Origin of the sequence: Pseudomonas sp. NS1(2017) (assembly GCF_002269425.1) — a bacterium.
Lineage (GTDB): Bacteria > Pseudomonadota > Gammaproteobacteria > Pseudomonadales > Pseudomonadaceae > Aquipseudomonas > Aquipseudomonas reactans.
In genome coordinates, this window is record NZ_CP022960.1 from 2,087,392 (window position 1) to 2,107,414 (window position 20,023).

Below are 20,023 nucleotides of genomic sequence, written 5' to 3' on the forward strand. Positions count from 1 at the left end.
GTTTTTCGCGAGCAAGCTCGCTCCTACAGTGAGGTGCGTCAATGCTTAGGAAATGGTTTGTCATGGCATTCGCCGCATTGCTTGCGGCGTGCTCGCCCATCAAAGTGCTCAATGCACTCACTCCTTCCAACACCTTCACCAAAACTTCAGCCATCGCCTACGGCGATGATCCCCGGCAAAAGCTCGATATCTACCGACCTGTCCCTGCTATCTCCAACGCTCCAGTCGTGGTGTTTTTCTATGGCGGCAGCTGGAACAGCGGCTCCAGAGAGGACTACGGATTTGTCGGTGAAGCCCTCGCTTCACGCGGCATCGTCGTGGTGATCGCCGATTACCGCCTCTATCCTCAAGTGCGTTACCCCGCGTTTCTCCAGGACGGCGCCAACGCGGTGGCCTGGACCCATCAACACATCGCCGAATACGGCGCCGATCCACAACAGCTGTATCTGATGGGCCACAGCTCCGGCGCCTACAACGCCTCGATGCTGGCGCTGGATGCGCGGTGGCTTAACAACGTGGATTTGTCGCCGTCGATGCTCAAGGGCTGGATCGGTCTGGCCGGGCCCTATGATTTTCTGCCGATTGAAAATCCTGACGTGAAACCGGTGTTTTTCTTCCCCGACTCACCGCCGGACTCCCAGCCGATCAACCATGTCAGCCGTGGTGCACCGCCCAGTCTGCTGATTGCTTCGACGGACGACAAACTCGTCAACCCCAAGCGCAATACCGGCGGGCTGGCTGAGCAACTACGGGCGGCGGGTGTGCCCGTGGAGGAAGTCTATTTCGGTAAGACCAACCACCAAACACTGGTGGGGGCGATCGCCAAACCCTTGCGTTGGCTGGCACCGGTACTGGAGCGCGTCACAGCCTTTATCCAAGCCACTGGTCCTGCCGGTTCAAGCGCCAGGCAATCGCCCACAAAGTAAGGCTGCGCAGGGCCATGAACAGCAGGAAGGTTATCCACAGCCCGTGGTTACCCAAACCCTGCAACGCCCACGCGAAGGGCAGTGTCAGCAAGACCGTCAGCAGCATGCCATTGCGCATCTCCCGCGCGCGGGTGGCGCCGATGAACAAGCCGTCGAGCAAGTAACTCCACACCGCAATCAACGGCAGAACCGCCAGATAAGGCAGGTAGAGGTCGGCGGTTTCGCGCACGCTGGGGATGTCGGTCTGCATGGCGATAAACAGGTGGCCGGCGACGGTGAATAGCAGCGCAAAGCCAACGCTGGCGATCAATGACCAGCCGCCGGCCACCACCAATGAACGACGCAAGGCCTGGCGGTCATGGGCGCCGATGGCGTGGCCGCACAGGGCTTCGACGGCGTGAGCCAGTCCATCCAGCGCGTGGGCCGTCAGCAGCAGGCCGTTGAGCAGCAGTGCATTGGCCGCCACGGTGGCGTCGCCCAGTCGCGCGCCTTGCACCGTGATCATGAAAAACACCGATTGCAACGCGAGGCTGCGGATAAAAATGTCGCGGTTGACCGCCAGCAGCGGACGCCAGCTTTCCCACAGCTTCAGCGCCGCCCAGGCGATATGACCCGGGTAGGCGCGCAGGGCTTTTTGCGTCATGGCCAGGCCGAGCAAAGCGCCGGTCCATTCCGCCACGACGGACGCACGCGCCGAACCGACCACACCCCACTCCAGGCCGAGTACGAACCACAGGTTCAGGGCGATGTTGACCAGGTTGGTGGTCAGCAGGATCGCCAGCGGCGCCCGCGCATTTTGTGTGCCGAGAAACCAGCCGACCAATGCGTAGCTGGCCAATGCGGCGGGCAGGCCGAACAGGCGGGTATGGAAAAAATCCTGGGTCAGTTGATTGAGTTCGGGTGAAGGCTGCATCCACTCCAACGCCAGATGGCTCAGCGGAATGCCCACCGTGCCCAACAGCATCGCCAGGCCCAGTGCGAGCAACAGGCCTTGCAGCAGGATCTGCCGCAGCGCCGCCCCGTCATTGCGCCCGGCAGCCTGGGCGGCGAAACCGGTGGAGCCCATGCGCAGGAAACCCATGGCCCAGGCGAGGAAGGTGTACAGGCTGGCGCCGACCGCAACGGCACCCAGCTGGTGCGCGTGGGGCAGATGGCCGATGACCATGCTGTCCACCAGCGCCACCAACGGCACCGAGATATTCGACAGGATCATCGGCGCGGCCAGGGCCCAGACGCGGCGGTGGGTGGGGCGGTGGCGCCAGTCGGTGAGTAAGGTGGGCATGCAGGCTCCTTGGGGGAGCGGCATTGTAACTGGCTGCCCTTGGCTGTGGGATTTGGCTTGATCAAGGATGACCTCAGAACCAAACCACCCTCCGTCGGTCAATGTGACCAGCACCGCATCGGCCCCCTGCGGGCTGATATATAGTTCACCTCTCGGACCCCCTCACAAACGAGTGCCCCATGCTTAACAAAGGACTGTTCCTTGCTTGCGCGCTGGCCCTGCTGAGCGCCTGCGATTCCTCCGATAAACCGGCGGTACCGACCGCTCCCGCAGCAGCGACAGTGGCGCCCAAACCGGCCAAGGCCGCGGTGGATGTGGCGGCGATGAAACAGCGTTATGCCGGGCGTGAGTTAAGTGTGGTGGACGTGTCCGAAGTGCAGCTCGACGGCGCCAGCACGCTCTCTGTGAGCTTTTCCATTCCGTTGGATCCCGATCAAAAATTCGCCGACAAACTTCACCTGGTGGACAGCAAGTCCGGCAAGGTCGATGGCGCCTGGGAAATCTCCGACAACCTGATGGAGTTGCGCCTGCGCCACCTGGAGCCGCAGCGCAAACTGGTGCTGACAGTCGACGCCGGTGTGAAGGCGGTCAACGACAACACGCTCGCCGCCGAATACACAGCCCGTCTGGAAACTCGCGACCTGCAAGCCACCGTCGGCTTTGCCAGCCGTGGCACCTTGCTGCCGACACGCCTGGCCGAAGGCCTGCCGGTGATCGCGTTGAACGTCGACAAGATCGACGTCGAATTCTTCCGCATCAAACCCGAATCCCTGCCTACCTTCCTCGCGCAGTGGGGCCGCAACACCAGCCTGCAAAGCTATGAATCCCGCGAACTGCTGCCCTTGGCCGACTTGGTCTACGGCGGCCGCTTCGACCTGAACCCGGCGCGCAACACCCGCGAAACCCTGCTGCTGCCGATCGCCGGCCTCAAGCAACTGCAGCAGCCTGGCGTGTACCTGGCGGTGATGCGGGCTTCGGGTACCTACAACTATTCCCAGCCGGCCACGCTATTCACCCTGAGTGATATCGGCCTGTCGGTGCACCGTTACGCCAATCGCCTGGACGTGTTTACCCAGGCGCTGGAAGGCGGTAAGGCACTGGATGGTGTCGACCTTGAGGTGCTCGACGCCGAAGGCCGCGTGCTGGGCCAGGGCAAGACCGAGAAGGGTGGCCACGCCGAGTTGCCATTACCGAAAAAGGCCCAGGTGCTGCTCGCCAAGCAAGGTGAACAGACCAGTCTGCTGCGCCTCGACAGCGCCGCGTTGGACCTGGCCGAGTTCGACATCGGCGGCCAACCCTCCAACCCTTTGCAGTTCTTTGTGTTTGGCCCGCGCGACCTGTATCGCCCTGGCGAAACCGTGCTGCTCAACGCCCTGCTGCGGGACAAGGACGGCAATGCCGTCAAGCCGCAGCCGGTGAGCGTCGAAGTGCGTCGACCGGATGAGCAGGTCAGCCGCAAGTTCGTCTGGGACGCCGATGCCTCTGGCCTCTATCAATATCAACTGCAACTGGCCGGCGAAGCACCGACCGGGCGCTGGCAGTTGGTGTTCGACCTGGGCGATGGCAAGCCGCAGCTGTATGAATTCCTCGTCGAAGACTTCCTGCCCGAGCGCCTGGCGCTGGAACTCAAGGGCAGTGACACCCCGCTGAAGCCGGCGGATGACGCGGTGATTCAGGTCACCGGCCGTTACCTGTACGGCGCGCCCGCGTCGGGCAATCGCGTCAGCGGCCAAGTCTATGTGCGACCGTTGCGCGAAGCGGTCAAAGCGCTGCCGGGCTATCAGTTCGGCTCCGTCACCGAAGAAGAACTGAGCCAGGATTTCGAACTGGACGAAAGCGTACTCGACGCCAAGGGCCAGGAAGCACTGACCCTGGAAAGCAAATGGGCCGAGGCCAAGTCGCCGCTGCAACTGATCGTGCAGGCCAGCCTGCAAGAGTCGGGCGGACGGCCGATCACCCGGCGCCTGGTGCAGCCGATCTGGCCGGCCGAGCAATTGCCGGGCCTGCGCGGACTGTTTGACGGCAAGGAAACCAATGGCGACGGCCCGGCGGAATTCGAAGTGCTGCTGGCCAACCAGGACGGGCAGAAACTCGCCGCGCCCAACCTCAAGGTGCGCCTGGTGCGTGAGCGCCGCGACTACTACTGGAACTACTCCGAGAATGATGGCTGGAGCTATCACTTCAACGAGAAATTCCTCAACCTCGACGAACAGACCCTGAACATCAAGGCCGGCGATACCGCCAAGGTCAGCTTCCAGGTGGAGTGGGGCCCATACCGCGTCGAGGTCGAAGACCCGCAAACCGGCCTGGTCAGCAGCCTGCGTTTCTGGGCCGGCTATCAGGCTCAGGACAACACCGAAGGCGGCGCCGTACGGCCTGACCAGGTCAAGCTGGCGCTGGACAAGCCGGCCTATGGCGATGGCGATACGGCCAATGTGACCGTCACGCCGCCGGCGGCCGGTAAGGGCTACCTGTTGGTGGAGTCCGCGGATGGCCCGCTGTGGTGGCAGGAAATCGAGGTGCCGGCCGAAGGCAAAAGTTTTGCCGTGAAGCTCGACCCGAAATGGTCGCGCCATGACTTGTATGTCAGTGCCTTGGTGATCCGTCCCGGCGAGCGCAAAGCCAACATCACGCCTAAGCGTGCGGTGGGCCTGCTGCACCTGCCGCTGGATCGTACCCAGCGCAAACTCGGCGTGACCCTCAGCGCGCCGGAAAAAATGCGTCCCAAACAGCCGCTCACCGTAAAAATCGCCGCCAAGAATGCCGATGGCAGCGTGCCGAAACAGGTACATGTGCTGGTTGCAGCGGTAGACGTGGGCATCCTGAATATCACCGAATACCCGACGCCGGATCCGTATTCCAGCCTGTTCGGTCGCAAGGCCTACGGCGTGGACCAATTCGACATCTACGGCCAGTTGATCGAAGCCGGCCAGGGCCGATTGGCCAGCCTGGCATTTGGTGGTGATGCGGCGCTGGCCAAAGGCGGCAAGCGCCCGGACACCAGTGTGACCATCGTCGCCCTGCAAAGCGCGCCGGTGACGTTGAACGAGCAAGGCGAGGGCGAAGTCAGCGTCAATATTCCCGATTTCAATGGCGAACTGCGCCTGATGGCCCAAGCTTGGAGCGACGATCGCTACGGCATGGCCGAAGCCAAGACGGTGATTGCCGCGCCGCTGATTGCCGAGCTGTCGGCGCCGCGCTTCATGGCGGGTGGTGACCAGACCACGTTGGCGCTGGACCTGTCCAACCTGTCGGGCAAACCGCAGAAACTCGATGTGCAACTGGGTGCCGACGGGCAGTTGGAGCTGGTCAACAGCGGCGCGCAAACCGTCGAACTCAAGCAAGGCCAGCGCACCACCCTGCGTATCCCGGTGAAAGCCTGGGGCGGGTTGGGGCAGGGCAAGGTCAAGGTGACGGTGAATGGCCTGGATCTGCCGGGCGAGAACCTGCCGCCGTTCACGCGCGAGTGGACCCTGGGCGTGCGCCCGGCTTATCCGGCGCTGCTCAAGCACTATCGCGCGGTGCTGAAGGATCAACCGTGGAGCTTGCCGGCGGGGACGCTGGATCAGTTCGACGCCTCGGGGCGCCAGGCGCTGCTGAGCCTGTCGAGTCGACCGCCGCTGAACCTAGGCGCGCAGATCAGTGCCCTCAAGGCCTACCCTTACGGTTGTCTGGAACAAACCGCCAGCGGCCTGTATCCGTCGCTGTACGCCGATGATGCGCTGCTCAAGCGCCTGTCAATCAAAGGCGAGTCGGACAGCGAGCGCAAACGCAAGATCGAGTTGGGCATCGAGCGCCTGTTGGGCATGCAGCGCTACAACGGCAGCTTCGGGTTGTGGGGCGCGGATGGCGAAGAGGAATATTGGCTGACGGCTTACGTCACCGACTTCCTGCTGCGCGCTCGCGATCAGGGTTTCGCGGTGCCGCCTGAAGCCTTGAAAAAGGCCAGCGAGCGTCTGCTGCGCTACGTGCAGGAACGCAACCTGATCGACGTCGATTACAGCGACAATGCCGACCACACCCGCTTTGCCGTGCAGGCCTACGCGGGCATGGTTCTGGCGCGCAGTCAGCAGGCGCCGTTGGGCGCGTTGCGCAGCATCTTCGAACGCCGCAGCGATGCGCGCTCCGGTCTGCCGTTGGTTCAACTGGCTATCGCACTGCAGAAAATGGGCGACCAGCCGCGCGCGGACCAGGCGTTGCTCGCCGGGCTGGCGGCGCAGCGTAATGCCAATGAATGGCTGGCCGACTATGGCAGCCCGTTGCGCGACCAGGCGATGATCCTGGCGTTGCTGGAAGAGAACGACTTGGCCAAGGGCAAGCGTGAGGAGCGCTTGTTCACGCTGTCGGATCAATTGGCGGCCAGCCCGTACCTGTCGACCCAAGAGCGCAACTCGCTGTTCCTGGCCGGGCGCCTTGGGTTTGCCAAGCCTGATGCGAACTGGCAAGTGTCATTGACGGGCAGTGGCGGTGTGCAGGAACTGAACAATCAGCAGTCGACGCTGGAATTGGAGGGCAAGTGGCTGTCCAGTGATCTGACCTTGAGCAATCAGGGCGAGACGCCGGTGTACCAGCAACTGACGATTTCGGGTTATCCACAGGTGCCACCGGCACCGGGTGGCGACAACCTGAGCATCCGCCGCGAATACCTGGGCATGAACGGCCAGCCGTTGAACATGCGCAGCCTCAGCAGTGGCGATCTGGTGTTGGTGCATTTGGCGGTCAGCGCCAAGCAGCGGGTGCCGGATGCGTTGGTGGTGGACCTGCTGCCGGCCGGCCTGGAACTGGAGAACCAGAACCTGGCGCAAAGCGCCGCCAGCCTGGAAAACGCCAGCAGCCAAGTGAAGGAGTGGCGTGAGTCGATGCAGAACGCATCGCTCAAGCACCAGGAGTTCCGCGATGACCGCTACGTGGCGGCGATCAACCTGGAAGGCTCCGGCACCACGCACTTGCTGTACCTGGCGCGTGCCGTGACACCGGGCACTTACCGCGTGCCACCGCCGCAAGTGGAGTCGATGTACCGGCCGAACTGGCAGGCGGTGGGCGAGACGCCGGCGGATCTGGTGATCAAGGGGCGTTAATGTAAAACGGGGCCATGTTCGTCATGGCCCCGTTAGTTAATGCACAACCCAGCTCAGTAGCCACAGGCCCAACAGCAACCAGATAATCCCCATGATGATCGACGCCCGCATAAAGGCGCGCACCGCCGAGTACAACAGCATCAGGCCGATGATCAAGGTGATGATGCTGATGATCGAGGTGTCCATGCCCAAGGTGCGGGACAAGCCATCGATGAAGTTGCCGCCGGCATTGGTCAGTGCACCGAACAGGCCGCTGAGCCCGTCGACGATAAAACGGATGATGGAACCGAGCGCCTGGCCCAACCAACCGAAAAAGCTTTCTACCTGCATATGTGTGTCCTGATGAGAAGGTGGGCGTATCTGTGCCTTTGGTTGTTATTGCAACAGGCTAGTTCCCTACCAGCATAGAGGTTTGCCCGTTTGAGTTTGCGTTTAGTTGCCCGTTGTACTTTGGCCAGCCTGTTGTTGGTGGTGGCCTTGCTGTGGCTGGCCGACCGCATCTGGCCGCTCCCGTTGCCCAAGGATGACCTGGCGCGTGTGGTACTGGCCGAGGATGGCACGCCGTTGTGGCGGTTTGCCGATGCCAATGGCGTGTGGCGCTACCCGGTGAAAACCAGCGAAGTGTCGCCGTATTACCTGGACGCGCTGCTGACTTATGAGGACCGTTGGTTCTACCAGCATCCCGGCGTGAATCCGCTGGCGCTGGCGCGGGCGACCTGGCAGAACCTCACGGGCGCGCGGGTTGTGTCGGGCGGCAGCACCTTGTCGATGCAGGTGGCGCGGTTGCTCGATCCGCATTCACGCACCTTCCATGGCAAGTTGCGCCAGTTGTGGCGCACGGCGCAGTTGGAATGGCACCTGTCCAAGGCAGAAATCCTCAACCTCTACCTGAACCGCGCGCCGTTCGGGGGTACGTTGCAGGGCGTGGCGGCGGCCAGTTGGGCGTACCTGGGCAAATCCCCTGCGCAACTGACCCACGCCGAGGCCGCCTTGCTCGCCGTTCTGCCCCAGGCACCCAGCCGTTTGCGCCCGGATCGTCATCCTCAGCGCGCCCAGCAAGCCCGCGACAAAGTGCTGCGCCGTCTCGCTGAATTCCAGGTATGGCCACAATCGGCCGTCGATGAAGCCCTGGAAGAACCGTTGCTGCTCGCCCCACGCTTGGAGCCGAGCCTGGCGCCCTTACTCGCGCGTCGCCTGAACCGCCCCGACAGCCCGCCGCTGATCCGCACCACCCTGGACGCCTCGTTGCAACGTCGCCTTGAAGACCTGCTGCTGGGGTGGCGCGCGCGGCTGCCGGAACATACCTCCGCTGCCATCCTGGTGGTGGAAGAGGAGAGCATGGCGGTGCGCGCCTACCTCGGCTCGGTGGACATCAACGATGCCAAGCGCTTCGGCCATGTGGACATGATCAGCGCCTTGCGTTCGCCGGGCTCCACGTTGAAACCGTTTCTCTATGGCATGGCCCTGGATGACGGCCTGATCCACTCCGAATCCTTGTTGCAGGATGTGCCCCGGCGTTATGGCGATTACCGGCCGGGCAACTTCTCCATGGGCTTTACTGGCGCGGTACCGGCGAGTACGGCGTTGTCGAGTTCGCTCAACCTACCGGCGGTGCAATTGCTGGAAGCCTATGGGCCTAAACGCTTTGCCGCCGAAATGCGCATCGGCGGCGTGCCTTTGGCGCTGCCGGCGTTGGCCGAACCGAACCTGGCGCTGATCCTGGGCGGTGCAGGCAGTCGCCTCGAAGACCTGGTGAGTGGCTATAGCGCCTTCGCCCGGGACGGCAGGAGCGCCACTATTCGATTGCAGCCAGACGATACGCTCAGGGAACGGCCGTTACTGTCGCCAGGGGCCGCCTGGATTGTGCGGCGTATCCTCAGCGGCCAGGCGCGGCCCGACCGTGACCCGCGTGCCGAGTTGGTGCAACGCCCGGTGCTGGCCTGGAAGACTGGCACCAGCTACGGTTTTCGCGATGCCTGGGCCATTGGCGTGGGCCCGCGCTATCTGATCGGCGTGTGGATCGGCCGCCCGGACGGCACGCCGGTGCCGGGCCAGTTCGGGCTGGCCTCGGCAGCACCGTTGATGTTGCAGGTGCACGACGTGCTGACCAACCGCGACAGCCAGCGTGGTATCAGCGCCCCCGTTAAACCGGTACCGGCCAATGTCGGCGTGGCGGCGATCTGTTGGCCGCTGGGTCAGCCCATGAGCCGCAGTGACCCCAATTGCCGGCGCCAGCGTTTTGCCTGGACCCTGGATAACACCACGCCGCCAACCTTGCAGGCACTGGACCAGCCGTTGAGCGTGGGGTTGATGGAGAGCGTGTGGGTCAATGCCAAGGGCTTGCGGGTCGACGCCCATTGCCCCGGCGCCGAGCCGAAAAACATCGCTCTATGGCCCGCCCCCCTGGAACCCTGGCTGCCACGGGTCGAACGCCGCGAAGCACGCATCCCGGCGGCCGACCCCGATTGCCCGCCCCCGGCATTGGCCGCGTCGTCACCGTTGTCGATTGTTGGGGTACGCGAAGGCGACCAACTGCGCCTGCCCGCCGCCAGCCAACAGGCCCTGCGCCTGAAAATTTCCGCCTTGGGAGGGAGCGGGCGACGCTGGTGGTTCCTCAATGGTGCACCGCTGGGGGACAGCGCCAACCAGGACTTTATCAACGCCAGTTTCGAGCGCCTGGGCCGTTATCAGCTGAGTGTGCTGGATGAGGCGGGGCAGACGGCCAGGATCGAATTCAGTGTGGTGGATTAACTTGCCTTCCGGCGCTTTCGGCCCGAAGCTATCCACCTTCAGGAGTACCGCATGAACCTCGAACACCTCACCGAACGCCTGCACCGCATCCGCGATAACAACGACTGGAAGCAGTTCCACAGCCCGAAAAACCTGGCCATGGCCGCCAGCGTGGAAATGGCCGAGCTGGTGGAAATCTTCCAATGGCTGACCGAAGACCAGTCGCGCCAGCTGCCGGCCGACACACTCGCCCATGCCGGGCAGGAAGTCGGCGATATCGTGCTGTACCTGCTGTTGCTGTGCAGCGAGTTGGGCCTGGACATGAACGAGGTGGTGCGCGCCAAGTTGGCTGACAGCGAACGGCGGTTTGTCCATGAGTGATCGTCATTTCGACCAATTGGCCACGCGTTTCGCCGAGAAAATCTACGGCGGTGCCAAAGGCGCGATTCGCTTGGCGGTGCTCCAGGCCGACCTGGCCGAAGCCCTGCCGAAACGCCCGTTGCGCGTGCTGGATATCGGTGCGGGGCTGGGCCATATGTCGCTGTGGCTGGCCGAGCAGGGCCATGACGTCACCCTGGCCGAGCCCGCCGAGCCGATGCTGGAAGGCGCCCGTCAACGCTTTGCCGATGCCGGGCAGACCGCCACGTTTATCCATGCGCCCTGGCAAGACCTGCTCGGTCAACTTACCGAACCCTATGACCTGGTGTTGTGTCATGCCGTACTGGAATGGCTGGCCGAGCCCCATGCAATCTTGCCGGTTTTGCACCAACTCACGGTGCCTGGCGGCTGGTTGTCGTTGGCGTTCTACAACCGCGATGCGCTGATTTACCGCAACCTGCTCAAAGGCCACTTCCGCAAAATGCGCAAGAATGACATGGCCGGCGAAAAGCAGAGCCTGACGCCGCAACAACCCCTCGATCCCCGTGAGTTGGCGGCGCAACTCGAAGGCCTTTGGCAGGTCGAAAGCCAAAGCGGCGTGCGGGTGTTCCACGACTATATGCCGGTGGAATTCCAGGCCCGCGCCAATTTGCAGGACCTTTTGGAGATGGAACTCGCTCACCGTCGTCACCCAAGCTTTGCCGGACTTGGGCGTTATTTGCACTGGATCTGCCGTCCGGTTTAAGCGGCCCAGTCTGCGGAGGTCGAAATGCGTCGTCTCTGTTTGATCCTGTTGTCCCTGGGTTTGGGCGCGTGTTCCAGCCCGAACCCCTATGTGGCCGCTTCGGCGCCGATTCCTCCGGCGCCACCCCAGGCGGCCAATACCTTTGATGCCAGCGCCTACCCGGCGCCCGTGCGCGACTACGGCGCCTACCGCAATTGGGCCTGGCGCAACGGCCAGTTGCCGGCGGGCACGGCCTGGGCGGATTCGGCGCAGATTGCCGAAGCGGTCAGCGGCGCCCTCGACCAGCGCGGGCTGCGTCCATTGCATGACAATCGCCCGGCGGACCTGTTTGTCAGCGCCGATGTGCGCATGGAGAAGCGCCTCAAGCAGGTCCAGGATGACTACGGCTATGGTTATGGCGGCTACAACCGCTATGGCAATGGTTACGGCATGTACAACTCGGTGCCGATCGTGCGCACCTATGAGGTGCAGGTCGTGGTGGTTCGCGTCAATCTGTTCGATGCCCGCACCGGCCAGCCGGTGTGGAGTGCCAGTGCAGAAACCGGCAGCCAGGGAAGCCTCAGTGAGCGGGGAGATGCCTTGCGCCAGGCGGTGCAAAAGGCAATGACGGCGTATCCTCCCAGTTAACAGCTATTCTCATCTTTAGCGCGGGTCGCTCTTTGGAGATAAACCATGTTTCGTCGTATCGCTACGCTTGCTGTTGTAGTGCTGCTGGGCGGTTGCCAGACCAGCCAGGTCAACCACGATTTTGACGCCAGCCGGGACTTCGGTGCCTACCGCAGTTGGGCCTGGAAAGACCCGGCGCTGCAATATCGTCCGGATGATCCGCGCATCAAGAGCGACCTGACCGAGCAGCGCATCCGCCAGGCCGTGGGTGAACAACTCGACCAGCGCGGTCTGCGCCCAGCGGTGCCGGGCAGCAAGGCTGACCTGAACGTGCAGGCCTATCTCATCGTGGAGGACCGCCAGCAGCAAGTCACCACCAACTACGGAGGCGCCTGGGGCGGCCCATGGAACGGCTATTGGGGCGCGCCGATGTACAACGAAACGCGCAACATCACCTATAAAGTCGCCACCATCCAGATCGACCTGCTCGACGGCAAGGACGGCAAGTTGGTGTGGCGCGGCAGCGACGAACAGATGATGGCCACTTCGCCCAACCCCCAGGACCGTGACAAAGCCATCCGCACCACCGTCACCCGCGTCCTTTCCAGCTATCCACCGCACTAGAAATACCTTCCGCCAGTCGCCAATGTGGCGACTGGCCAGCGCGCACCTGAAGCCTTGTCTACACTCCAACCCAACAATGGAGAGTAAGCGCTAAGGAGTGCCTGATGTCTCCCCAACTTGGTTCACGGCAGCGTGGTGCGATTGGCTTGATGGCGGCAGGCACCTTGGCGGTGGCCATGGTGTTTATGCTGCTGGCGTTGGACAGCGGCCGTCTGTACTTGGAAAAACGCCGGTTGCAGTCCATCGCCGACACAGCGGCATTGGAAGCCGCTGGTCGTGGCGGCCTGTGCACGCCCACTAACACGGCCAATGATTACGCCAAGGAAAACGCCGCGCGCAACGGCTTCACCGTGGTCGCCGGCGACAACAGTCGGGGCCTGGCCGTGACCTGTGGCACCTTGCCCACCAATGCCAGCAATATCCGTGTGTTCGTCGCTGATGCGACCAAGAACGACGCCATACGCGTGGTCGCAACGCGCAGTGTCATGACCAGTCTCGCCAACGGCATCTGGAATATGTTCAGCGGCGCGCCGGTTGCCGCCCAGACGATATTGAGTGCCACCGCCGTGGCTGCGGCTGCGCCACCGGTGGCGCAACTGACCATTCGCAGCAGTCTGGCCTCCGTGAATTCGGCCAACTCCCCGTTGCTGAACCTGGTGATCGGCAATCTATTGGGCGGCAGCCTGTCCCTGACGGCCGCAGGCTGGAATGGCTTGCTGACGACGAACTTGAACCTGCTCAGCTATCTGGATCAGTTGGCGATTGATTTGACAATCAAGGCGGGCGACTACGACGCGCTGCTAAGCACCGCGGTCTCCGCCCGCCAGTTGCTCGACGCCGCCGTGACGATCCTGCAGAAAAACGGTGCGGTCGCCTCGGCGGTCATCAATGATTTGATTACAGTGAAAGCCATTGCTCCGAATACACAGCTTCTTAAGGTTGGCGATTTGCTGAAAGTCGCCACCGGGACGCCGGCGGCAGCTTTGAATACCAGTGTGCAGTTGTTTCAGTTACTGGAGACCGTGGCGCAGCTCTCCAGTAGCAAAAATGCGGTCAGTGCGGCAGCCCAAGTGAATATTCCGCTGGTAGGCACCGTCTCGATCCAGACCAAAGTCATCGAGCCACCGCAAATGTCGGCGATTGGCAATCCACTAAAGGCCAAGGCGGGGCTTTTGAATAACCCGCGAACGGATCAGATTTTTGTGCGGACGGCCCAGGTACGCACCTTGGTCACGATTGATGCGCCGATCATCAAGGTGGTGTCGGGGGTTACATCGATTCTGAGCGGGCTTGCGACGCCGGTATCCAAGGTGGTCGGTGGTTTGTTGAACTTGAATCTTCTGGATGTGGTGGCCGGTGTCGTGTGCTTAGTGGGGTGTAATGTCGCTGACGTGGATATCACCCAGACTTTGTCCATCTATATCGAGGCGGCCAGTGCGGAAAGCCACGTGACGGACTTCAGTTGCGCCACGCCGGCCACCAAGTCGTTGACGGTGCAGGCCACCACTTCACTCGCCACCCTGGGTGTGGGTTATGTTGATCCGGTGTCGGCATTTTCATCGTCTGCGGCAGTGAATGTGCAGCCGGTGAGGCTGATCGACTTTGGCCAACGCTTTTGCCTGCTGACGTTGGTGTGTGGTCCGCGCACCCCCGGTGTTGGCGGCGGTCTGAATCTGAGAGCGTTGTCCACCATAGCCGAGCAAACCAATACGTTGGTGTTTAATCCGGTGAATGACATCAACGCGGCAACGATCTACAAAAAACCACCCGGCACCGCCGATATCCTGTTTAGCCTGGGCAATACCCTGAACGGTCTGCAGGTCACCTACGTACCGCCCAGCGGCAGCACACCCAACCCGGCGAACGGCACCGTTACCAATGCGCTGGCGACCATCATCAGTTCGGTGGTCAGCCTTGTCCAAAACGTCCTGTCGCCGATACTCGACCCCATCGTCAACACGTTGCTCTCGGCGCTGGGCATCAGCTTGGGCAACGCCGAGGTCGGCGCCAACCTCAGTTGCCACATGGGGCGCGCCTACCTGGTGATCTAACTCACCGGCAATTCCACACAAAACCTCGCGCCGTGCTCGCCATTGGCGACGCGGAGGCGTCCGCCCATGTTTTCCACGATCCCGTAGCTCACCGACAAGCCCAACCCCGTGCCCACGCCGATGGGCTTGGTGGTGAAGAACGGCTCGAAAATCCGCTCCAGCAACCGTGGGTCAATGCCGCCACCGTTATCTTCAACCCAGATGCGCACATGCCGGCTGTCATGCTCGCAGTGCAGGGCGATCCACGGGCGGAGCCCGGGATCCTTTTCCCGCTTGCTCAACAGCGCATCACGGGCGTTGACCATCAGGTTGATCAGCACTTGCTCAAGCTGGTCGACATGCCCTTTGACCTGCACCGTGAAGTCCGCAGGTGTGATGCGCAGCTCCACGCCCTTGCCGCGCAGGCCTTCACCCAGCAGCGACAAGGTGCCTTCCACTGCCTGCGAAGGGTCGAAGGGCTGTTGTTCGATTTCCGAGCGGCGCCCGAACACGCGCATGTGGTCCACCACCCGCGCCGCGCGCTGTACCTGGGTGTCGATGCGCTGGAGTTTTTCGGTAAGGTAGTCGATCTGCGCGTCGCCGTTGCTCAGGCGCTTGAGCACATTGACGATGGCCATGCGCATCACGTTCAGCGGCTGGTTGATCTCATGGGCCAGGCCGGTGGCCATTTCGCCAAGGGTGGCCATCTTGGCACTTTGGGTCAGTTGCTGCTGGGAGCGGCGCACTTCGGTGTTGTCGCGGCCCACCGCTTGCACCTCCACCAGTGTGCCCTGTTCGTCGAACACGCCACGGTCCGACCACACCCACCAGGCATGTTCGCGGCCGGGCAATTCCAGGCTGATCTCGGCGGTGCTGACCGGGAATTCCGGGGTCAATTGTTCGATGCGTTGCACAAAGGCCTGGCGTTGTTCGTCCGACAGCCAGTGCCCCAGGTTCAGCCCGGGCAATTGCGCCGGCAGGCATTCCAGGTAGTTGGCCAGCGGTGTATTGCCAAAGGTCAGGGTCAGGTCAGGGCGATAACGACAGATCATCGCCGGAGAGTCTTCGACCAGGATGCGGTAGCGTTCTTCGCTCTGTTTGATCTGCTCGGCCGCCAGGGTCGCCTCGGTGACATCCAGCCATAAACCGACGGCTTCGACCGGCAGGCCGAGGTCGTCGCGCAACAGCTTGGCTTCGTCCAGCAGCCAATGGTAATGGCCCTGTTTATCCCGCAGACGGTAGCGGCTGCGTACGCTGCCTTCGCGCAGCAATTGGCGGCTGCGCTCGAAGTACAGCTCGCGGTCTTCGGGGTGGATCAGTGACGCCAGGTTGTCAGGGGTGCAGTCGGCCAGGGTCCAACCCAGCAGCGGCAGCAGGCTGTCGCTGAAGAACGCCGGGAGCAGGGCGCCGCTGACATAACGTTGCACATAGATCACCGCCGGTGAGCTGGCGATCAGGTTGTCCAGGCGCGCATGGGCGGCGGCGGCTTGCAGTTGCTGGTTCTTGATGTCGCTGATGTCGAGCATGAAGCCGATCCAGCGCCGGTTATCACCCACGCCCAACACCTGGCCCTGGACGCGATACCACAGCGGGTTGTGTTCGGCGTCGGTACGCTGCAGGCGCACGCTGGTCAGCAAGGGTTTGCCCAGGGCCTGCAGATCGTGCAGACGGCTGTTGAGCGCCTGGCGGTCGGCGGGATGGATCAGTTCAAGCCACTGGTCCAGCGGCTGGCGGGTCGGGCCGTCTTCCAGGCTGAGATTGTGCAGCAACTGCGGGGCCAACTGGATCTCCTGAGTGGCTGGCAGCAGTTCCCACCAGCCGGTGCCTAGCAGGCCTTGCAGGGCTTCCATGCGGTCAAGCTGTTGGTGGTTGCGTTGCTCGCGCAGGCGACTCAGCAGCGGGGCGGCGAGGGCGGCGGTGAGGTTCAACCAGTCCCGTTCGCTAGTGTGTTGCTGGCCGCTGTAGAACCCGCAGAGCAACCAAGCGGCGACGCCCTGGCTGTCACGATAAGGCACCAGGAATCCATCGGCACTCCCGAAAATGCTCTGCAGGCGCGGATTGTCACTGCGCTCCTGGGCCAGGCTCAACGGCGTATTGCCATTGGCACTGTCCAGGCTGATGCCCAAGGACTGGCCGGTCTGCCACAAGGCGGGCGCATCGTGGGCGGCGTAGTGGCTGTAGATCCGCCAACCCTGGTCTTCCTCATCGAGCAAGGCCATGGCCACGCAGGGGATTCGCCAGCGCTGGGCCAGGCTGCGCAGGTGCTCGTTGAACACCTCGGGCAGGCGGGTCAGGCTGCATACCCGCAGTTGTTCGCTCATCTGGCAGGCGAGTTGATGGTTCTGTTCGCGGTGCTGGGCCAGCTGCCTGTTGGCCAGCAAGTCGCTGACGTCCTGCAGGCGCAAGCTCCAGCCGTCGCCCTCGGGTTCGACCCAGCCACGGGTGTGCAGGATCTGGCCGCCGGCGCCTTGAAAGTCCAGATCCAGGCTCTGGCGTTGCCAGTCGGCGGGTTTGCCTTCGATGCTCAAGGCGCTGCTGGCGCATAACAGCTCGCGCAGCAACGGGCGCGGTTCATGTGGGGCGAGCAGTGAACGCAGGGTACCGTTGATGCCCAGCACGTGGCCATGAGCGTCCAGTTGCAGGTGCAGCCCTGGCGTGGGGGCGCCGGGCATGTCGAGTGTGAGCGCGCTGCTGCGGCCGAGCAGGCGCCCGAAGAGCTTGTCCCCCGAGGTCAAAGCTGCAGACTCGAACTGACCAACAGGTTGGCCGGCAGATTCGGCACGGTGCCGATGACCGGCAACACCAGTGCCGGGAACACCGAATAGAGGCGGCTGGTGGGGTATTTGATCGTGACTTTCAGCGTAGTGCCGGTTCCAGAGTAGGTGGCGGTGACCAGGTCATCGGTAAACTGGAAGCTGGGAGGGATCCATTGCAACTGTTTTAACGCGGTGGTTTTGGCGAGTGTGGTCACCTGGGTGGTATAAGTGGTGCCCGCGGCTATCGGGTCCACCGACATAGCCTGGCGCACGCCCTCCGCCGCCGCCTGGTTGAACGACTGCAACATCAGCAGCGGCAGGCTATAGCTGATCAACCCATAAAACACCGCAAAAAAGATCCCGAAGACCAGAGCGAACTCAATCGCGGCTGCACCTTTTTGCTTTCCAGGCAGGCCTGTTTTCATGACTGCGTCTACCCTGACGGCTACTACTTGATATCAGCATAGAATCATTCAGCGAAAAGGGATGTTTTTTACGTGATCCATAGCGTGGTGATACTGCTCTGGTTGGGGCTGTGTGCGTTGCAGGACATGCGTCAACGACAAATCGCCAACAGCTTGACCCTGGGGGCTGCGTTACTGGCGTTGATCTATCTGGTGTGGATGGGCACGACGTGGTTGGGGGCGCCCGCCAGCGACGGGGGGTGGGCCTTTGCCGTGGCACTGCTGCTGACCTTGCCGGGCTATGCTCTGGGCCGCTTTGGCGCGGGGGATGTGAAGCTGTTGGCCGCCCTGGCCCTGGCGAGCAATCTGGATGCCTTGTTGTGGTCGTTGATCGGTGCCGCCGTGTTCCAGGGCGCCTGGGTGCTTATCCATCAAAGGTTTAGCGCGTACCGAGAGGTACCTACACCGGGCGTGTCAACAAAGCAGCCTTTTGCCCCCTTTGTATTGACAGGATTTGTGTTGTACTGGTTTTGGATCCATTAGTCGCACAAGGCCTCTATCGCTATGTACATAGTCGGAAAGTAGGTCTACGTTTATTGAGTGGATGTATAGGATTCTTCGTCAAAAGGGATAGGTCAATCTTTTGGCTGGCCAGGCATGGAGTAACGCGTGAACAAGCTTACCTCGGCGGTAAAGGTGCTCGTGGTCGACGATCAATCGTTGATCGTGGAAGAGCTCTGCGAATTTCTTGAAAGCAGTGGTTATCGCTGCGTCCCTTGTGAGTCCAGCCGACACGCCTTGCAGCGCTTCAGCGAAGACGCCGAGATCGGCCTGGTGTTGTGCGACCTGCACATGCCGGACATGGACGGCATCGAGCTTGTAAAGGCCATGCAAAAGGTGGCGGGCAAGGCGCGGGCATTCGAGGCGATCATGCTCACTGGGCGCGCCGATAAACAGGACGTGATCAAGGCGCTGCGTGCAGGGATTTCGGACTACTACCAGAAGCCGATCAACCTCGACGAGTTGCTCGAAGGCCTGCAACGCCAGGAAGCGGCGCTGGAAGAGCGGCGCAAGGAGCTGCAACTGGGGCACCTGAACCAGAAGCTGCAATACCTTTCCGAATCCATCAATGACTTGTACCAGGACCTCGACAAAGTTCGCCGCAGCCCAGGTGCCGGCGTGGCGGATGAGGCCGACCTGGCCGCCGATGAAGCCGGGCCGGTGGAAATTCCGACCATCTTCAATCAGCTGTCACCGCGCCAGTTGGACGTTGCGCGCCTGGTGGGCAAGGGCCAGACCAACTACCAGATCGCCTGCGAATTGGGGATCACCGAGAACACGGTCAAGCTGTACGTGTCCCAAGTACTGCGCCTGACCCATATGCATAACCGTACCCAACTGGCACTGGCGTTGTCGCCGAGCAACTCGGCGATGCGCCAGCGGGTGACTGCCCATTGATACATCAGGGCATCACTGACTCTTGCCGCCTTTAGAGTCCCCGCTGGTGCCCGTTTCGAAGAAATCCGGAATCGCATGTTTGTAAGTCTCCAGCCAACGCTGCGAGGCCTGCTCTCGTTCCGCGGGCGTGGCCCTTTGTGGCGTCGGCGAAGCGGCTCGCCCGTTGATCTGCAAGGCCATCCAGTTTTCCGTTTCCGCCTGCTGCGGGGAGGATGGTCCCGGTTCGATGGCCATGGCGCCCAGCGGTAGCAGCGCCAGGCCGATCAGGTAATGTGCTTTCATCGATCACTCCTTACTTGAGGCTCACCGGCAGGGCATCGCGTGTAGCGACTTTGCGCGCGGCCGTCCGGGCACCCTTGAGTTTTTCCGCGCGGGCCTGGGCATCAGTGAACTGCTCACGGCTCAGGCCCAACTGGCTGACCACTTTGGCCGCTTGCCCCCAGTCGTCCTGATAGATCAACAGCGTTACCAGGTTGACGGCGGCCAACGGGTCGCCCTGCTTGAGTTCGATGGCGGTCATGAATTCAAAGCGGGCGTCTTCCACGCGCAATTGGTTGAGGTAGACCACGCCCAAGTCGTTGCGGATCTTTTCATCGGTGGGCGCCAGTTGCGCCGCCCGTTGCAGGTGGGCCATGGCCAGGGCGTTGTCGCCCTTGGCGACTGCCAATTGCCCTAGGCCGTGCTCGCCTTCGGCGGTCATGCAGGTGCCGAGCAGGCTGCGGTACAACGGTTCGGCTTCGCTGCGCCCGAGCAGGCGGTAAGTGCGGGCCTTGCGCTGACGCACCTGGGGCAAGGCGTCGGGCAGGCTCTGCAGGTTGGCCAGGCTGGCGTGCAGCTTGCCTTCATTGGCCAAATCATCGGACAGGTTGAGCGCCAGTTCCTGTTCCGAGCTTGGCTTGGTGCAACTGCCCGGTGAGGTCAACGCTGCCCAGGGTGATTGGCCATTGGTGGCGCACCCGCCGAGCATCAGCAGGGCCAAGCCGGCAATCAGTACTTTCATCCATGT

The 20,023-nt window shown here is 62.4% G+C and carries 16 protein-coding genes; 10 read left to right on the plus strand and 6 right to left on the minus strand.

The features are described 5' to 3' along the window. The first annotated feature begins 62 nt into the window (after nucleotides 1–62). A complete protein-coding gene (locus tag CI807_RS09850) occupies nucleotides 63–926 on the plus strand; it encodes an alpha/beta hydrolase (protein WP_371857992.1) in 864 nt (287 codons plus the stop codon). Here CI807_RS09850 and CI807_RS09855 read toward each other — a convergent pair. Further along, the gene (locus tag CI807_RS09855; RefSeq protein WP_095014539.1) at nucleotides 871–2,208 is read right to left on the minus strand and encodes an MATE family efflux transporter; all 1,338 of its coding nucleotides are present in this window, start codon (nucleotides 2,206–2,208) and stop codon (nucleotides 871–873) included. The genes CI807_RS09850 and CI807_RS09855 overlap by 56 nt on opposite strands. A gap of 179 nt (nucleotides 2,209–2,387) precedes the next feature. On the opposite strand from CI807_RS09855, the gene CI807_RS09860 reads away from it, so the two are divergent. After that, nucleotides 2,388–7,286, plus strand: a complete 4,899-nt coding sequence (locus CI807_RS09860; RefSeq protein ID WP_095014540.1) for an alpha-2-macroglobulin — start codon at nucleotides 2,388–2,390, stop codon at nucleotides 7,284–7,286. 36 nt (nucleotides 7,287–7,322) lie between these two features. Here the strand turns inward: CI807_RS09860 and CI807_RS09865 are convergent, their stop codons facing one another. After that, entirely contained in the window at nucleotides 7,323–7,616 is a 294-nt protein-coding gene (locus CI807_RS09865) for a hypothetical protein (RefSeq protein WP_016977007.1), read from the minus strand. Nucleotides 7,617–7,706: 90 nt separating this feature from the next. On the opposite strand from CI807_RS09865, the gene pbpC reads away from it, so the two are divergent. From pbpC to CI807_RS09895, 6 genes are all read left to right on the plus strand, one after another. Then, nucleotides 7,707–10,037: a peptidoglycan glycosyltransferase PbpC gene (pbpC, locus tag CI807_RS09870; protein WP_095014541.1), complete on the plus strand. Its 2,331-nt coding sequence runs from the start codon at nucleotides 7,707–7,709 to the stop codon at nucleotides 10,035–10,037. 51 nt (nucleotides 10,038–10,088) lie between these two features. Next, nucleotides 10,089–10,397 (plus strand): MazG-like family protein, encoded by a 309-nt coding sequence (locus CI807_RS09875; RefSeq protein ID WP_095014542.1) that lies wholly within the window; start codon nucleotides 10,089–10,091, stop codon nucleotides 10,395–10,397. Beyond that, nucleotides 10,390–11,139 (plus strand): methyltransferase, encoded by a 750-nt coding sequence (locus tag CI807_RS09880; protein ID WP_095014543.1) that lies wholly within the window; start codon nucleotides 10,390–10,392, stop codon nucleotides 11,137–11,139. Before CI807_RS09875 ends, CI807_RS09880 begins: the two co-directional genes overlap by 8 nt. Before the next feature lie 24 nt (nucleotides 11,140–11,163). Continuing rightward, nucleotides 11,164–11,766: a DUF4136 domain-containing protein gene (locus CI807_RS09885; RefSeq protein WP_095014544.1), complete on the plus strand. Its 603-nt coding sequence runs from the start codon at nucleotides 11,164–11,166 to the stop codon at nucleotides 11,764–11,766. Nucleotides 11,767–11,811: 45 nt separating this feature from the next. Beyond that, the gene (locus CI807_RS09890; RefSeq protein ID WP_095014545.1) at nucleotides 11,812–12,369 is read left to right on the plus strand and encodes a DUF4136 domain-containing protein; all 558 of its coding nucleotides are present in this window, start codon (nucleotides 11,812–11,814) and stop codon (nucleotides 12,367–12,369) included. Nucleotides 12,370–12,473: 104 nt separating this feature from the next. After that, a complete protein-coding gene (locus tag CI807_RS09895) occupies nucleotides 12,474–14,420 on the plus strand; it encodes a pilus assembly protein TadG-related protein (protein ID WP_095014546.1) in 1,947 nt (648 codons plus the stop codon). Here CI807_RS09895 and CI807_RS09900 read toward each other — a convergent pair. After that, a complete protein-coding gene (locus CI807_RS09900; protein WP_095014547.1) occupies nucleotides 14,417–17,134 on the minus strand; it encodes an ATP-binding protein in 2,718 nt (905 codons plus the stop codon). The genes CI807_RS09895 and CI807_RS09900 overlap by 4 nt on opposite strands. Next, nucleotides 17,131–17,580, minus strand: coding sequence for a TadE family protein (locus CI807_RS09905; RefSeq protein WP_095014548.1), 450 nt, complete (start codon nucleotides 17,578–17,580; stop codon nucleotides 17,131–17,133). Before CI807_RS09905 ends, CI807_RS09900 begins: the two co-directional genes overlap by 4 nt. Before the next feature lie 72 nt (nucleotides 17,581–17,652). On the opposite strand from CI807_RS09905, the gene CI807_RS09910 reads away from it, so the two are divergent. Both CI807_RS09910 and CI807_RS09915 read left to right on the plus strand, forming a co-directional pair. After that, the gene (locus tag CI807_RS09910; RefSeq protein ID WP_095014549.1) at nucleotides 17,653–18,102 is read left to right on the plus strand and encodes a prepilin peptidase; all 450 of its coding nucleotides are present in this window, start codon (nucleotides 17,653–17,655) and stop codon (nucleotides 18,100–18,102) included. A 126-nt stretch (nucleotides 18,103–18,228) separates the two neighbouring features. Continuing rightward, nucleotides 18,229–19,017, plus strand: coding sequence for a response regulator transcription factor (locus tag CI807_RS09915; RefSeq protein WP_095014550.1), 789 nt, complete (start codon nucleotides 18,229–18,231; stop codon nucleotides 19,015–19,017). A 12-nt stretch (nucleotides 19,018–19,029) separates the two neighbouring features. Here the strand turns inward: CI807_RS09915 and CI807_RS09920 are convergent, their stop codons facing one another. Beyond that, nucleotides 19,030–19,299, minus strand: a complete 270-nt coding sequence (locus CI807_RS09920; protein WP_095014551.1) for a DUF3613 domain-containing protein — start codon at nucleotides 19,297–19,299, stop codon at nucleotides 19,030–19,032. Between the two features lie 10 nt (nucleotides 19,300–19,309). Continuing rightward, a complete protein-coding gene (locus tag CI807_RS09925; protein WP_095014552.1) occupies nucleotides 19,310–20,017 on the minus strand; it encodes a tetratricopeptide repeat protein in 708 nt (235 codons plus the stop codon). Nucleotides 20,018–20,023: the final 6 nt, after the last annotated feature.